Annotated in this window: 17 protein-coding genes; 7 read left to right on the forward strand and 10 right to left on the reverse strand. The window is 40.3% G+C overall.

Going from position 1 to position 16,148, the window contains the following annotated elements:
* Positions 1-187: 187 nt before the first annotated feature.
* Positions 188-532 (reverse strand): hypothetical protein, encoded by a 345-nt coding sequence (locus PAUR_RS10775; protein WP_192507760.1) that lies wholly within the window; start codon positions 530-532, stop codon positions 188-190.
* A 232-nt stretch (positions 533-764) separates the two neighbouring features.
* Complete coding sequence (locus tag PAUR_RS10780) at positions 765-1,352, reverse strand: class I SAM-dependent methyltransferase (protein ID WP_192507761.1); 588 nt, start codon at positions 1,350-1,352, stop codon at positions 765-767.
* An 84-nt stretch (positions 1,353-1,436) separates the two neighbouring features.
* Here PAUR_RS10780 and PAUR_RS10785 point away from each other — a divergent pair, with 84 nt between their 5' ends.
* Positions 1,437-1,841: a helix-turn-helix domain-containing protein gene (locus tag PAUR_RS10785; protein WP_192507762.1), complete on the forward strand. Its 405-nt coding sequence runs from the start codon at positions 1,437-1,439 to the stop codon at positions 1,839-1,841.
* Between the two features lie 46 nt (positions 1,842-1,887).
* Here PAUR_RS10785 and PAUR_RS10790 read toward each other — a convergent pair whose 3' ends face one another.
* Positions 1,888-2,106, reverse strand: a complete 219-nt coding sequence (locus PAUR_RS10790) for a DUF7661 family protein (protein WP_192507763.1) — start codon at positions 2,104-2,106, stop codon at positions 1,888-1,890.
* Positions 2,107-2,871: 765 nt separating this feature from the next.
* Between PAUR_RS10790 and ribA the strand changes: the two genes are divergently transcribed.
* From ribA to PAUR_RS10820, 6 genes are read left to right on the forward strand one after another with little or no spacing between them, the layout of a single operon-like run.
* Entirely contained in the window at positions 2,872-4,137 is a 1,266-nt protein-coding gene (ribA, locus tag PAUR_RS10795; protein WP_192507764.1) for a GTP cyclohydrolase II RibA, read from the forward strand.
* Positions 4,137-5,534 (forward strand): hypothetical protein, encoded by a 1,398-nt coding sequence (locus PAUR_RS10800; RefSeq protein ID WP_192507765.1) that lies wholly within the window; start codon positions 4,137-4,139, stop codon positions 5,532-5,534. The genes ribA and PAUR_RS10800 overlap by 1 nt, the downstream gene beginning before the upstream one ends.
* A 13-nt stretch (positions 5,535-5,547) precedes the next feature.
* Complete coding sequence (locus tag PAUR_RS10805) at positions 5,548-7,383, forward strand: WD40 repeat domain-containing protein (RefSeq protein ID WP_192507766.1); 1,836 nt, start codon at positions 5,548-5,550, stop codon at positions 7,381-7,383.
* The gene (locus PAUR_RS10810) at positions 7,376-8,155 is read left to right on the forward strand and encodes a hypothetical protein (protein ID WP_192507767.1); all 780 of its coding nucleotides are present in this window, start codon (positions 7,376-7,378) and stop codon (positions 8,153-8,155) included. Before PAUR_RS10805 ends, PAUR_RS10810 begins: the two co-directional genes overlap by 8 nt.
* 12 nt (positions 8,156-8,167) lie before the next feature.
* Positions 8,168-8,680 carry a KdsC family phosphatase gene (locus tag PAUR_RS10815; RefSeq protein ID WP_192507768.1) on the forward strand — a complete coding sequence of 171 codons (513 nt, stop codon included), beginning with the start codon at positions 8,168-8,170 and terminating at the stop codon, positions 8,678-8,680.
* A gap of 54 nt (positions 8,681-8,734) precedes the next feature.
* The gene (locus tag PAUR_RS10820; protein WP_192507769.1) at positions 8,735-9,523 is read left to right on the forward strand and encodes a sulfotransferase; all 789 of its coding nucleotides are present in this window, start codon (positions 8,735-8,737) and stop codon (positions 9,521-9,523) included.
* A gap of 159 nt (positions 9,524-9,682) precedes the next feature.
* On the opposite strand, the gene PAUR_RS10825 is transcribed toward PAUR_RS10820, so the two are convergent.
* The 7 genes from PAUR_RS10825 to PAUR_RS10855 form a co-directional block, all read right to left on the reverse strand.
* The gene (locus PAUR_RS10825; RefSeq protein ID WP_192507770.1) at positions 9,683-11,188 is read right to left on the reverse strand and encodes a hypothetical protein; all 1,506 of its coding nucleotides are present in this window, start codon (positions 11,186-11,188) and stop codon (positions 9,683-9,685) included.
* A 455-nt stretch (positions 11,189-11,643) separates the two neighbouring features.
* Positions 11,644-12,141, reverse strand: a complete 498-nt coding sequence (locus PAUR_RS10830; RefSeq protein WP_192507771.1) for an AAA family ATPase — start codon at positions 12,139-12,141, stop codon at positions 11,644-11,646.
* Positions 12,142-12,195: 54 nt separating this feature from the next.
* Entirely contained in the window at positions 12,196-12,669 is a 474-nt protein-coding gene (locus PAUR_RS10835) for a hypothetical protein (protein WP_192507772.1), read from the reverse strand.
* A 389-nt stretch (positions 12,670-13,058) separates the two neighbouring features.
* A complete protein-coding gene (locus PAUR_RS10840; protein ID WP_192507773.1) occupies positions 13,059-13,898 on the reverse strand; it encodes an alpha/beta fold hydrolase in 840 nt (279 codons plus the stop codon).
* 105 nt (positions 13,899-14,003) lie between these two features.
* On the reverse strand, positions 14,004-14,309 hold the full coding sequence (locus PAUR_RS10845) for a hypothetical protein (protein ID WP_192507774.1): 306 nt from the start codon (positions 14,307-14,309) through the stop codon (positions 14,004-14,006).
* A 303-nt stretch (positions 14,310-14,612) separates the two neighbouring features.
* The gene (locus PAUR_RS10850; RefSeq protein ID WP_192507775.1) at positions 14,613-15,368 is read right to left on the reverse strand and encodes a class D beta-lactamase; all 756 of its coding nucleotides are present in this window, start codon (positions 15,366-15,368) and stop codon (positions 14,613-14,615) included.
* Between the two features lie 140 nt (positions 15,369-15,508).
* Entirely contained in the window at positions 15,509-15,928 is a 420-nt protein-coding gene (locus PAUR_RS10855) for a hypothetical protein (RefSeq protein WP_192507776.1), read from the reverse strand.
* Positions 15,929-16,148: the final 220 nt, after the last annotated feature.

A 16,148-nucleotide genomic window follows, 5' to 3' on the forward strand; every position in this document is an offset into this window, starting at 1 on the left:
AGAACAGCTGTAATAAACGACGTTATGTATAGTAAGAATACAAACTAAACACAGCACACACTTGGGGCTAAAGTCACTGTACATTGGGTAATATACGTACTTTAACCACAATCACGCTTACTCATGCTTACTCACATAAGACCTCATAGCCCCTATTTGATTTACGCGCTACAAGCCCAAATACAGGTTAACCTTCAGCTTTACTCACAATTACGGAAAACGCTTTGCCATCCATATTTATACTTGCTTCTTTGCCAAGCTCAACCACTAAAGACGGTGACATCTGTTTTCCTCCTAGCTCTAATTCGCTGACTATACTAACCGTGGAGCCATCGATCGGTGCTACCGTTAGTGAAAAACGATACAATTCACTGACTGAAATTGACCCTGTTTCATTTGAATTCACAATTAACGTCGGTGCACCAATTAAGTGCTTATCGTTATAGATTTTTGTATTTACGACAAAGCGCTCACTGGCATGTGCAATAGACACAAAACCCAATAGCGTCACTAGTCCAATTAGTTTTTTCATTATTATCTCCATAAATGCTGTTAACCACTGCGGTCAAGCTCACAACTGTGGTGTTGCCTCTCAAAACAATAGGCCATTACTTATAAAATGTATCGACATGCATAAACATCACATAGCGCGTCATATAATCAAGCCATAACCGCTACTTGGTTGAGCCATATAACAGTACTTTATTAAACCCGCTTTATAATAAAACCCCCCGTACAATCAATATATCATCCTATTATTTTGTTTACATTTTTGTTGCAATACCTTGCACCACGGCGCCTAGCCCAGTATGAAATACCCCTTCGACTACATTGCGTTCCAACTCTACTAGTAAATTAAAGTTTAATGATGGCAATTCAGCGCTCAGTGATTGCGCCGATTGCATTGTATCCACTGCAGTTCCACCACCAGTACCAAACCTCACTTGTTCTGGCCTGTAAGCCTCAATCAAGAATACCCCTTGGTTTTTAAGTCCATGCTGAACTTGTTTGTACAGTGTTTTTCGCAGTAATGATGGCAAGGGGAAAAATATCGAAATAATGCCATCCCAATGTGCTTGCCCTAAGTCATACTCGTTCAAGTCAGCATGAATAAACTCCACCTCTGCCCCTTGCTCTTTTGCCAACTTCTTACCTTTATTTAGACCCACTAATGAAGAATCTACCGCCGTGACTGAATAACCCTGCTTAGCTAAGAAAACGGCATTTCGACCTTCTCCTTCACCTAAACTTAAAATTCTTCCTTTTGGCAATGCGCTAACATGTTTTTTTAAAAAATCGTTCGGCTTTGTTCCATAGACGTATTCTTGTGAATTATAACGTTCATCCCACATCGTATTTTTCCTCTTCGGTGTTCACATTTAATGATATAGTGAATGCTAATACTTCAAGTCGACTTGAAGTCAAGAGGAAAAGTTATGGATATAGGTAAAGTTGCAAAAGCGTCTGGACTGCCCACGTCAACATTGCGCTTTTATGAAGAGAAAGGCCTAATAGAGTCAATTGGTAGAAATGGCTTAAGGAGGGTGTTTTCGCCACAGGTAATTAATACACTCGCACTCATTTCATTGGGCCGTAATGTTGGCTTATCACTTGATGAAATAGGTGCAATGTTACACCCAAAAGGCGTGCACATTGACAGGCCTCTACTGTTATCAAAAGCGGATGAATTAGATAAAAAAATTACAGAAATGACAGCAATGAGAGACGGCCTTCGACATGCCGCCGCTTGCCAAGCACCAAGTCATGCTGAGTGTCCAAAATTTCTTCGGCTACTCAACATTGCTGGTAAAAAGCGATATCGGCCTAAGAGGCCACTTTAAAGTATGTTCTAGATGCTGACACATGTGCCGATAATCTCATTTTACATTAATTCATCTTTATCACTGCTGGGTGTGTCTCTGATGCATATTCGTGATAAATGTCATCAAGGTAATTACTTAATTCTGTCTGTTGAAGCTCAGGAGGAAGAACAACATCATAAACACGTACCCTTAGACTTGTATCGGATTCATGATACAACTGCCATTCTTGCCCACACCTAAGCACTGACATATGCTTGCCAAATACATTGAACTTAATGACCATCACCTTACCCTTTCACTCCGTTAATTTAATTCATGCACGTACCAACATCTGAGCTGACCCCATAAGCCGGCCATATAATTTGCGGTAAGCGCCACCGTGATACTAAATAACCTCAGTCCTGGATAAGCGAATTTGCCCAATAAAGCTATTTTTCTCATTCTCGGCGTTGCTTTCATTTGTAATAGCCCGCTATTACTGCATAAAAGCGCCTTGATATTGAACAAAATATCATCATTGGATTGGACGTAAGTTTGTTTTCAAAACATTTTCTATTCCAAAACCCTTATCCAAACCTGAGGTTAAATAGGCTTTTTCTGCTCTTTACCTAACACATTGATTACAAGAAAGTGTTTAATGATAATTTTATAACTCATTTGATTAAGTATGTATATACAGTGCAACTGCCAAACATATTCAACCTATTATTTACATAAAATAAAACCCCTCCTCCGCTTTTGTTTTTTTACCCATTGATGTTCGCCTTTTTGAACAAAAAGAATAAAACCCAAAATTTCAGCTACCGAGAATGACGGAGTAACACGATTTGAACGCCTAAAAAATCAAATGAATCAACTACTAAAATCAACAGTCTCACTGGTACTCGTTTTTTGTAATGGCCTGTAATACAAATAATCACTTTAAGCATCTACATTCACTTGAGCAATATGAACTTGGGTAAACACCCCCAACAACAGCCCAATAGCCACTGAGAAAATTCCTGACCGTCGACCAAAGGAATTTAAGTAAGTTAAATGAGGTGAATAAATGCGCCATGAAGCAACAACCCTATTACCAACGGAGCTAGGCACTTTTAGTGTCAGAATCTATCGGAACAAGCAAAATCAGGAAGTCACAGCTATTTGTGCCGGCGATATCAACGGCCAAAAAGATTTGCCAGTTCGTGTTCATTCGGCCTGCTTTACAGCTGAAGCCCTCGGTTCGCTGAAGTGTGATTGTAAACAACAACTTGATTTTGCACTGGACTATATTGCCAAAAACGGGGGCGTTGTATTGTACTTACCGCAAGAAGGCCGTGGTATTGGTCTGAGTAATAAGATCCGTGCGTACGCACTACAAGAAAAAGGTCACAATACCATAGAAGCAAACCGCATACTTGGCTTACCGATAGACAGTCGAACCTATGAAGATGCCCGAGACATCCTCCATCACCTCAATGTCATTTCGATTCGGCTACTGACCAACAACCCATTGAAGTTGAAAAACCTCAGTGAACTTGGCATCACTGTATCAGGTCGAATTCCCATCGCCTGTGAAGCCAATTTTCACTCAGCGGCATATCTAGAAACCAAACAACAACACATGGGCCACCTCATAAAAACAGAGCAACACAGCGCAAGCTCAGTATCACATAATAAGTCCGCCACTGACCGCCCTTTTATTCACGTGAATTTTGCTATTGATAGCCAAGCTTGCACCGCGGGTAACAATGGTGAGTCTATTTCCATTTCATGCCCGAAAGACTGGCAACGGGTTCATGAGTTAAGAGAAAAGTATTGTGCTGTCGCTGTTGGCGCAAAAACTTGGCTAAACGATACGCCAAAACTAACAGCTCGACACAATATTTTAGGCAGAGAGCCAATAAAACAACCCGCTAGGGTCATTTTTTCCGGTCAACATTACTGCTCCTTAAACAACGAACAAAACGAGAGAAAAACGTATATTATCGGCCATGTCAAAAACACACTGACCACTGAACATACTTTGATCACGGCGTTAGATCACCAACTCGCTCACCCATTGGCACAACTTAGTGAACACGGCATTCAGTCAATCCTAGTTGAAGGGGGGCTACAGCTTGTTAATTCCTTTATCAAGCAAGGTGTGGTCGATTTGCTCACCATTTATGTACGCACAGTGTGTATTACAAGTGCGATTAGAGCTGCCACCGAAGTGCTTCCAGGGCTTGCTGCCGATGAAATAACAGCCTGCTCGTACGGTGAAGGGATCTTATTATCAGCGTCTATGTCACAGTCACTCCATACCCAAACAGAATATGAGGTGGCCATATAATGAATGAGCTAATCTTTGCACTACTCAATCAGGAATCACAGCAAGCTGAATATGACCAGAAAAAGCTAAGAGCGCTGACCCTCGCTTGGTCACGCTATGGCTATCATGGCAATGTGATAGAACACAACAATATTGATCAGCTCCTCACAGAAGCCGCTCACACTTCTGCACGCTATTGCTTAATACAACATGTTGGTCATGTTATCGATGAGCAATGGTATTTATCTCATTGGCGCCAAGAGGGGTTCTATCAAGGTATACAACGTATAATCAGCGGTCCCGATTTTCTTGTCGCCGGAGAGCCCATTGTCACTGAGCACGACACCTGTGGTCTAAATACTGATTGTCTACTCGTGAACTTAGCGTGTTATCGACAACTGGCACACCCTAAATTTGGCGATACTAAGACAAAAAACCATTGCGTCACCCATCATGCTGGGTGGCACTTTATTCAAGCCAGTTTCGAGCACAACTTACCCTTGATCCGATTTGGTGAGTCAATTAATAACTGCCGATTTGACCTAGCCAAAGAATCACAGAACAATCAATTTGACCAACTAATAGGCCTGCCCGTTGATAAAATTGACGATACCAAAGGCCTTTCTCGAGCCCAAACTGAGTTTATACAGCGGATCAAAAAGCAGCTAAACAATGCCCAAAAAGGCGCTTTCTTATTTAATATTGAATCTTATCAAGATCTTGTTCAAACAAATAATAATCCCCTTGATGCGGTATTTAGTGTCGCTGCTGGCTTTAAACCTTATCGCATATTGTTTACACAAGGGTTTCATGAAAACACACATGTTGTGCTATTTGACTACAGCTTAAAAGCCCTAGAAATTCGCCGCTACATTATTGAGCATTGGGATGGAAACAACTTTCCTGATTTTGTTCGTCAGTTATTTAAACACTTTCCGGAACCAGAAGTATTTTATCAGCTCTGGTACGGCGCAACGCCCAGTACACTAGACTGGCATGATATGGAATCTCTCTGGCAGCAGGAATTAGAGAAATGGGGCGGTCCAGAAGCATTCCAGACGCATTGGCAGCAGTGTCGCCAGTTACCACATCAATATTTACATTGTGATTTATTGCAAGATAGACAAAATTTGCTGAAGGCATTGAGTGAGTATAACGCCAGTTATATTTGGTGGAGTAATGCGTTTTTTACCATTTACAGTCATTGGCACTATAGCGCAGCAGAACGCAAGGCACATTATTTGGACTGGATAACTGAATTGTCAAACACCGCACCTAATTGCCAAATTAATGGTGCTGACCACAATAATATCGCTGTAAATAGCCTAAGTGCACAACAATATTTTCAAGTGTTTAATCAGCAACAATATGATCAATTAACCCCTCAGAAACATCACCACATTGAGATGCTATTTTAGCAAGGAGTTATATATGGAAACGACATCATTTGTACGCCACCGAGGCCCTATTACCTGTGCAGCACAGGTCCCTAATAGCACCAAAATTATCACATCAGGGTATGACAGTGCTGTTGCTATTTTCGATATAAACAGTGCGCAAGTGAATTTGTTAGGGTATCACGCGCACTTGGTTAATCGAGTTACCGTCAATCAAACCGGCAGTTATGCGGTCACTGCCTCATCAGACTATAACTTATACCTTTGGGACCTTAATAAACAGGAACTCGCTTTGGTGCTCAAAGGACATGACGATGATGTAGAAGACTTTGTTTTTATTAGCGATGAGCTCGGTGCCTCTGTATCACGAGATTGGCGCATCATTATTTGGGACCTGACCCAAGGTGCCATTAAACGTATTATTCTCGGCCATGAAAAAGATGTACTGTCAATTAGTTACCTAAACGGCAAACTCTACACGTCGGGTGATGATATGACTTTGCGAATTTGGGATGTAGAAACGGGTGAGGCGCTGGCAAAAATAGGGCCTTTTGACACTGAAACTGACACCTGTGCGATTGATGCGTTACATAATCGGGTGGTATTGGGTTGTGATGATGGTGTCATCCGAATTTTTAATATCAATGATAATCAACTAATTGCAGAAATTCCGGGGCACCATTCTGCCATTAAAAAAGTCGCGGTGTCACCCGAAAATGGGGATATTCTTTCCGCCGCCTACGATCAACAGATCTTAATTTGGGATCACACAACGTTTCACCAAAAACAAAAACTGGCCAGCCACCCAGCCCTATGGGAGCGCTCTTTTAACTGGTCTACAGACGGTAAAAATATCGTCGCGGGTACTTTTGATGGCACCGTAATAGTATGGAATGCGCACTCAGGAGAGTGCATTCATGAGTTGGGTGAAAACTCACAATCACCAGGTAACCCTTGCTTTAACGATCTGGCTTCTAAAAATGACCAGCAGCTTGTCATGGTCAGTGATGACGGCGTGGTCCGTATTGGCGTGTTAGATGAACATAACGCCAGTTGGCAAGCCAAACAGCCTCCTGAACTCGGTAGAGTTTTAATGAATGCCGTGGCTTTTTGCCCAACCAGACAAAATGTCATTACTGGGGCACATAATCAACATTTATACCTGTTTCAGCAAAACGCAGAAAACCTCAAGCAAACCTCATGTATTGCGCTCAATGAAGGCCCTGTTAACAGCATTCGAACTTCACACTTAACCGCTCATCAAGGTGAAATTTTTGTAGCTTGCTACAGTGGGACACTTGCTCATTTAAGTCATGATGGGGAGTTACTCAATAAGATCCCCGCACATGATAATGCAATTAAAGCGTTGGCACTTCATCCAACTCGTGCCATTGGGGTTAGCTGTTGTGCCGAGGGCACTCTCATGAGCTGGGACTTTAATGGCAAATTGTTAAAAGAATATAAAGGTCATACTGCTATCATTGATGATGTTGACATAGACCCTTCTGGTCAATTTATTGCTAGCACAGGCCGAGATTTTACTCTAAAAATACATGGTATCGACGATGGTATTTTATATCACACCATACATTTAGGGCGACGCTCGCCTAAATCATTGTGTTTCATTTCTCCAGAAGTGGTTATTGTCACCAACTACTGGGGAGAGTTATTGCGCGTTTCATTAAAAGATGGCGCTATTATCAGAGAAATAATCGCCCAAAACGGGATCAGTTCTATCATTAAGCATGGCAAGCATTATGCTGTATCGTCTTATGATGGCGCGATTTATCTCATTGAGCCACAAAAACTCAAGGTACTAAATTCGTTACGCTCGATGACACAACAAGTGGAGGCACCCGCCTTTGCGTGATTATAAGACACCGCATTGCCGCTTTATCATACTAGCCGCGCCTCGCAGCGGCAGTAATATGTTAAGTAGCATGCTTAACTCACATCCCTCAGTATTATGCCATCACGAATTGTATAACCCTGAGGGAATTCATTACGCATTGTCACTCAGAGACACCGAGTTCAGCTTAGCCATCAACCAACAACAGCGAGATAAAGATCCTCTCGGTTTCCTTGCACGAACTTGGGCACATGCTCAAGGTATGCCTTGCGTCGGGTTTAAGATGACGCATAAACAAAATCAGCAGGTGTTTGATTATGCGATAAATGACCCAAGTATCAAAAAAATCGTCTTGCATCGTAACAATCAAGTGAAAGTCCATGTCTCGAAATTGATTGCTGAAAAAAATGGCATATGGGAAAGCTATGGTCTGCAAGAGCACGCCCCAACAGTACGCACGTTGCCGATTGGAAATACCAGTACGCGAGTAACCGTAGAATTAACCAAGCTAGAGCAAGACATCGCGATGAATCGAGCATTTTATCAAGAAATAACACACCGCTTGACGCAGTCAAAACAGCCTTATCTTAAATTAGAATATGAAAGCCTCACACAGCAAGACACTCTAGAAAAACTGTTTCATTTTTTAGCAATAGCGCCTCATGCATTAACAACGCGCAGCCAGAAACAAAACCTAACGGATCTAAAACACAATATCGACAACTTTTCAGCACTATTACGTCAAGTCCAAGATGATGAACTATATCGTCAACTCACAGATAATGTCACTTAACAGGAGTTTACCTTGCACCCACAAGCCACAAAAATCAAAATAGTCATTCTCGATATTGACGGTGTTATGACAAATGGCCAAGTAGGCTACGGCGCTAACAACGCTATCAAGTTTTTTGATTCCAAAGACGATCATATGATCAGAATGACCATCAGAGAAGGTTTGCCCGTTGCGATCATTTCCGGTCGTAATGATCAAGCAAACCGTAACCACGCTGACGAGCTCGGTATATCGCCTTGCTACTTTGGCGAAAAAGTAAAGCTGAATGCATTTGATACCCTCCTGAATGACCTCAACTTAACCGCCGAACAATGTGTGTACATAGGCGATGATGTCATGGACATTCCGTTGCTAAAAAGATGTGGTATAGGCGTTGCGGTGGCCGATGCCAGTGACGAAGCCAAACAATACGCAGATATCATCAGCCAAAACCGCGGCGGTCACGGTGCTGTCCGTGAAATACTCGTGCAATTACTCAAAGCACAAAATCGCTGGGATAGCGCTATGGCAAGGTATTTAGACTAATAATGATCGTTTCAGTTATAAAACACCATAAATAGAAATTGGGGCCTTATTCCGATGAGTTATCAAAAGTTTGTTATTATCTCCTATCTTCGCTCTGGGACACATTTACTGCGTACCGCATTAGAGTCGCACCCTCATATCGTTTGTCAAACGGAAGTGTTTAATTCCGATAACCCTAACTTGCCCTACTCGTTAAGCCTGTCTTCACAGCAAGTATTGGATGATTGGGTATATAATAAGATCCCTACTCAAACGAGCCATGTTGGTTTTGTATTGCAAGCCTACCACCCTTTTTCCTTAAAAGCGTTTCCGGGTATTAAAGCGAATGCACGATGGAATGATATTTGGACTATTCTCAAAGAAATCCCTGATTTGAAGGTGATTCATTTACGTCGAGAAAATTTGCTACGGCGGCATTTATCCCATGTTCGGGCCCGAGATAGCCAGCAATGGCACAATTGGGACGCACGGCAATTACAACATATCAGTTTACTAGAAGCCCCACCTAACGCGCATATTGATCAATATAAGAAACCAAGCACTTCTTTAACATTAGATGAAAATAGACTGCATCAAGACTTTACCGAAGTTAATGAGTGGCACCAACGTGCCGAATTACACTTTGGGGATCATCATACTTGTGATGTGCTTTACGAGTCGCTGCAACATAACTTTCAAAATGAATGCGCGCGTGTCCTAAAGTTTTTAGGGGCAAGCCCTTACACACTTTCTGGAGGTGTACGTAAACTAGAAAATAGACCATTATCTGAATGCATAACAAACTATCACACACTTAAAAACACATTCGCAGGCAGCCCATGGCAACATTACTTCGAAGATTAAACTCTTAATAACTTAAATGACTTAAATGACTTAAATGACTTAAATGACTTAAATGACTTAAATGACTTAATAGACTTAATAGACTTAATAGACTTAATAGACTAAGACGATAAAAAACCACGGTAGCTTGATCTACCGTGGTTTATGGTATCACTGCAATCACTTTTCAACATTAAGTGGAGTGATGCTGCTAAATATATGGCTCACATCAAATGCTTCTTGTGGTGGTGTTGAGGTAGACGGTAAGGTAACGCCATGACAACCAAAGCAGTTAATTGGCTTAAAGCTCACCGGTGATGTTGATGACGCCTGATGGAATGTTTCCATTGTGGTGTTGGCTAATGACAACGAGCCACGTAACTCGTCGCTGCTACCATTTTTTGGGATCTCACCTCTTGCCGTCCAGATACTCCCTACTTGGAAGTAATTGGCACGCACGTCTCCCACACCTTTCAGCCAAGGTAAAATAGAGTGGTTCAGCGAGATCAAATCTGTGTTGTTACTCACTATCTCTTTGTCTTTATTGTTTGGCTCACTTCCCCAAGGGTCTTGACGAATAACATTGTTTTCTTGGATTTTGCTATCATTAATAGCAACAATATCACCAACATTGCAGGTTTTTGCGATTACACAGTCCGTTTTACTACCAGCAACAACTTGATACTCATTCACTTTGGTGGTCGACTTAGTATTACTTTTTGTAAAGGTCCACTTTCCTTCTGAATCAAACTCATGTTCAACACGCTTACCTTTATTATTGGTGTAATAGAAGTCTTGATCAGGTACATTGTCTAAATGTTCAAATGTGGCCCATACCATTTCAGGGTGGCCATTCACTGTACCCACAACATGCATGCCCACTAGCGCTAGCTTTTTACTGACAGCAGAATCTGCTTGCAAGGCCCATTTGGTATCACTGACTTTTTTATACCAAGGCACCATAGCATCTATGACTAAATACTGACTGGCATCAACGGTGCTAGCATCAACCCAAGAAGTTTTGATCTCCATCACCAACGCTTCACCATCTTTAAAAGAGCGCCCAGCAAAATCTTCAACTCGGCGCAGCCCCTGAATTGTGTTGGGGAATTCGGTTGCAATGTCAGTTCCTTTAAATGCGCCGGCTTGTTCACCTGTGCGGTAATAAGCAAACACATCATTGACGTTAATGCCATAATAAGTGAGTGAATCTTGCTGTGAAATAAGAACCCCTGAGCCACCCGCTTGCCCCGTACTATCAATCGGATCGTCATCTTTTAAGGTGCGTATATTAAAGTTGTTATTCAATGTATCAACTGAATTGCTGAGCATTTTAAAGCCACTACCTGAGTGAATAACATCATAGAAGCTAGGGCCATCAAATACATAAGCATTGCCCACTGGCGATGACAGCCACAAAAACATTTGTGCACCCCATTTGTAAAAATCACAACGGGAGTTACCATCAAAATCAGCAAACACCGGGTCTAAACTATTCGCAGGCCAAACCATCCCCCCTTTTGTAATATCACCTTGTGCGAACCATTTATTTAAGGTTGTTTCAGACACCGTGCAGGTTTCTTGTGCATCGGTGGGAATTTGAGTTTCAGCCTGACTCACTGCGCTTCCTACTAACAAACTTGTGTAAATAAGGCCCAGTGACGGTTTAAAGAATTTTCTAGCCATTAACTTTCTCCATGAATATTAACACTATTTCAAAGCTACTTTGCTGGTAACGAAAAATCAGTTTCAACGGTTGATTTTCCTTTGTGTGGTTATCTGAGATCAAATAGATAGGAAGTCACAATACATATGCAGGTGTCGGAGCTAGGTAAATCAGAACGACAATATGTGTTCGATAGTGGATTAGTTTCCCTACATCGACAATGCACTTGCCAAATTGCTTAGCTTCCAAATCATATTAAAATCTCTAAATAAGCATAAGCGCTAGAGTTGGAAAAAAGTATTACAGGCAATTACAGGGGTAAAGTGAGTGAATTTACTAGAAACTTCGGCTGTGCAGCTCCACTCACAAATAGAAAGAAGAAATCAACATGAGGGGCCTGCATGTTGAGAAAATACAATCAAACACGAAAATATCACTGTAAGCGCCATCGATAAATTGATGGCTCTCATGCCCATTAACCGCTTTTTATCGTCACCTTAAAATGTTGCTGGTCGTTGATATCTGGTTCTTCAAAATACTGAGTAACGTGATGAAACATGGCTTCAGTATCAAAAGCAGCCCGAGCGGGTTGTTCAATACGCCTTTGTGCTATGTGCTTTAAACACGTTTCATCGCTGACTTTTAAATATATAAGCTCGGCTTTTGCACCCACTTCTGAAGTTAGCGAGTTAAACCATGCACGTTGCTTTTTAGTATTGCCTGGAAAATCCATGACCACATTTATGCCAGTGCGTAATATATTTTGCACATGTTGTTTTACTAAAGGTCTCAATCGCCCCGAGAAGCTAATATAATCTTCAAATGAATTAATTTGGCTCGGATATAGTATTGATAACCACTCATCTTCACTAATAAGTACTGCATTGTGGGCTGAGGCAACGGTTTTAGATTGAGTTGATTTTCCAGCTCCCATTTTAGCGCAGAAAAATATCACTGTTCCTCTGTGTGTCATAAGCCCCCCCCCCTGCTACGTAGCATAAAATACTGTACCTTAAACTACGTTTTTTTACTGATTGACCTTATTACTAGTATTACTTGCCCCAATTACAGTCGACGCCCATAAAAACATAGACATTAGTTTTACCCCGCAAGCACTCCTATACACCGACCAATGCTTTATTTTATCAGAGTTTTTCATATCAATAAGCTTTTCAAAATCATCAACGAAAAGATGGCAGTCCTTTATCTGGATATTTTTCAATGACTCAATAGAAGCTAAAGAATTTTCGAAGCGTTCAATAGATATTTTCAATCGTTCATTTTCAGATAGTTTATTAGGGTTTGTAACTAGCTCATTACTTACAGCCTTTAATTCATCATCAACCACCCCTGTAAATTTAGCTCCTCCAAATCTATTATATAAATAACAAACTTGGCTTTTAAATTCCCTATCGACAAACAAATCTAATATCCTACCCGACCAAGCACTGCCGAATAAAACAACAAAAAAACCAACAAACAACATAATAACCATACTCAAAACTTCCTCCTTGAAATATAAATATAACCGCCCATTTAAAACAAATTAAATTACCACCAAACAATAAAGATGACTACCATTAAACATTAAAGATTAAAATTAATTTATATAACAAAACCCCCACTTTATTATTAATAAAACCCACAACCAATGAAGTAACATTTGTTTATCAAAATAAAACACCGCACCTAATACCTAGTTCATTTTACTTTTAATTATTCATGTCTCAATTTAGTTAAAAATACCAAAAGTACCCTATAAAATATAAAACCCACCTAGACTATGGATATGTGCTGCTCAAAATCATTTAAAAAAACTGGCTACTGATATCACTTAAATTTGGAAAAATAGTTACATCAAATGGATTCCAATTGCCCATTTAAAACTCTCTATTTCGGTAATAAATCACCGTCTTTTACAAACATAATCAATTGACTGATAGTTGCAACCACTAAGCTCGGCTGTTCCACCGGAATATTATGCCCAACGGCATCTGATACAATATGAATCGCATTTGAATTCTTTCTAATTAACGAGGCATGGAGATTTCTCCATATCTCTTTGCCTTTTGCACTATGGCCAATCCACCAATCACTCTCACCTAACTTGCTCGATGTTACAATCGCCGTCGGTATGGTCGTTATTGCACCTTTGTCAGAGAGTGAGCCCTGCTTATATATGTTTTGTAACATAGCCCATTCACGACTCCCAGTCATCATAGCGTTCAATTTAATATCGTCACGCTCAAACCAAGCACGATCTAATTTACTAAGCTGATCAGAGAAAAGTTCATGGCTCGGATCTAATAACACAATCCCCGTGATGTGTTCAGAGAAAGCCACCGCGTACTCTCTAACGTGCAAACCACCGTAAGAATGACCAACTAGGACAATATTATTTTTTATTTTCAATGATGTAAGTAATTCATGTAAACGTTGATTTGAGCGAGTTATTGATACATCCGTTGAATCTGTAGACCGGCCAATTCCAGCTCGTGAATAAATAATAATCCTGTGAGGTAGTTTGCGCAGCTCACTCAACACAGGCTGCCAGTAACTAACGCCCATACCAATACCTGATTCAATAACTATATTGAACTCACCCGTTCCAACATCAATGTATTCAAGGTCCATGTATTTATTTTGAGCTATGTTTAGCTCCACTTTACCCAAAGAATAAAAGCTAGCCAATAATAAACAAAATACATTCAGCAATACGATTATTTTCACTGTTTTCCCTTCACCTACTCACTCTCATATAAATATTTAACGACTTTATTAAAATGCACGCTTAAAAATTAAAGGTAGAAAACCAACCACACTTTAGTTATCGTGCTAATAAGCTTTAAAATATATAATACTAAACAATAACACCATTATGGTGAAAAATAACAATTGAAACCCTCGCTTTCTATATTTATGCGCACATTGGGCTACCGTTTCATTTGATATTTCACCTAAAACATTCATACTTTTTGGTCTTAAAAAAGCAAACGGAATATTAACATGCTTGGGGGAGCCAAGCGCGCGCCAAATATCGGGTTCTAATAGCTTTACCGATTGATAATATTTATATTCCGCAATACATGAGCGAAACATAAGAAAAACCCACATTAAAGCAACTAAACCTACAACCCACATAATAACCTCCCCTAAATAAGCATTAGTCATACCGTAACATCAATACCCCTTCTTCTTATATTTTATCCCACAGTAAAAAAACCAAACACAACTTAGCAGCGATAAAATTAAAAATGCTAAATATGGGGTTAAAAAATCCATGTGATCCCAGTGCAGTCAAACAAGGGGTCGGTCCAACACCATTGACAGAACAATGAAATATTAAAAGAAAATATGATAAAACCGTTGAAAATACCGCATATAACATACCACGACCTTTTCTTTATTGCAGACCCGCATCAATACTTTCACATATCGACTTTTTTAAGTAATTTTCAGAAGCTTTAAAACATCCATCATCAGCTGCTTTCTTAAAGCCAAGTCAGATCTTTGCTTTATTACCATATGGTGTGCAAAAAACCATGTTTGCTTGTTACTCACCAGATAACCCACATACCAGCCATCTTTGCCGGACCAGCCTGTTTTTGACCAAACCTTTATTTTGTCATCGCTCTTTGACAACATAAGCTGTTTCAGCGTACTTATATGTCGTTTTTCTATCGGTAAGTTCTGTGCATCCAATTTACGTAAAAAACGAATTTGATCTTGTACAGATACTCTTAGGTCACCATCAAGCCAAAACCGCGTAACATCACGCCCTGTTAATTGGTTTCCATAGCCAAACGCCTTGAGATATTCGAGATACTTTACGGTGCCTAGTTTTTTTGCATAACGTTGATAACACCATACACATGAAAATTGAAACGCCGTTTTAAGAGTCTGATCTTTATTCCACGGCGCATATTCACGGACTATACCGTCCCAAGTAATCACTTCAGAGGTGTCTTTTATCAATCCTTCCTCTAATATTATCAACGTATTGGGAATTTTAAATGTAGAAGCGGGAACAAAACTTGCATTACTATCAATATTGTATTGATATTTGAGCGTACCATCAGCAGATTCAATGAGCATTGAGCCTATCGCATTATGAGCCTTGAAAAGGCTATCAATCTGTTGTTCAACCGCATATATATTGGCAGAATAAACCCATATAACGCAGAACGCTAAATACTTCATACTTCTCCCTGTTTTAATCTGTAATGAGTAATGCTTCAATAAACAAAACAGCTCACCCTGAAGCGTTATACACAATCATAAAGACTTCACTTTTTGGCTGCTATCGTGTGATACATATATTGAATCCGCTCAGACTTTTCTCATAAACTTGCCCATTGCCGCTTTAACCCTATGAGGTGTACAACACCAAAAAACAAACAAATAATAGAACTCCACATCCAAAATTCAGGCGAACGCCCCATTGGAGAAGTCATGAAGAAAAACCCTGCCACCCCTCGAGCTAAATAAACCATTGTGATCAATATAAGCGCTAAGCGAATTAAAGGCAGCTTGAAAATAACACCTGCCGCAGAAAATGCGTACAACGACCACGTAGAAAGAACGAATACTATTCCGCTCGTGATTAAGGTTGGCTGAATACTTCCTTGTTCAGAAAGAAGCGCCATTTGTTCCCCTGCACCAAAGAAACGATACCAAGTTGCACCAAAATAGATACAACCTAAATGCAAGAGCGCTGCAGTCGCACTCAATGTGCCAGCAGCGATTAAAAACATATTCATATCTTAAAAACCTCCCTGTAATTTAATGAACCAGTGCAACTACCCGCACTCATATGGCCTTAATTTATGGATTCACCATATCGGAGTTCCTATTTTTATTCAATTGTTTAGCTACTTCTTGATAGTGACTATCAAATCTCAAAATTAAAACAAGGCCTCAAATTAAGGCATGACGGCACATAATGATCACTTTTATTATCTGTTTAATATTATGACGCAA

Source organism: Pseudoalteromonas aurantia 208, assembly GCF_014858725.1.
In the GTDB taxonomy this organism is placed as follows: Bacteria; Pseudomonadota; Gammaproteobacteria; order Enterobacterales; family Alteromonadaceae; genus Pseudoalteromonas; species Pseudoalteromonas aurantia.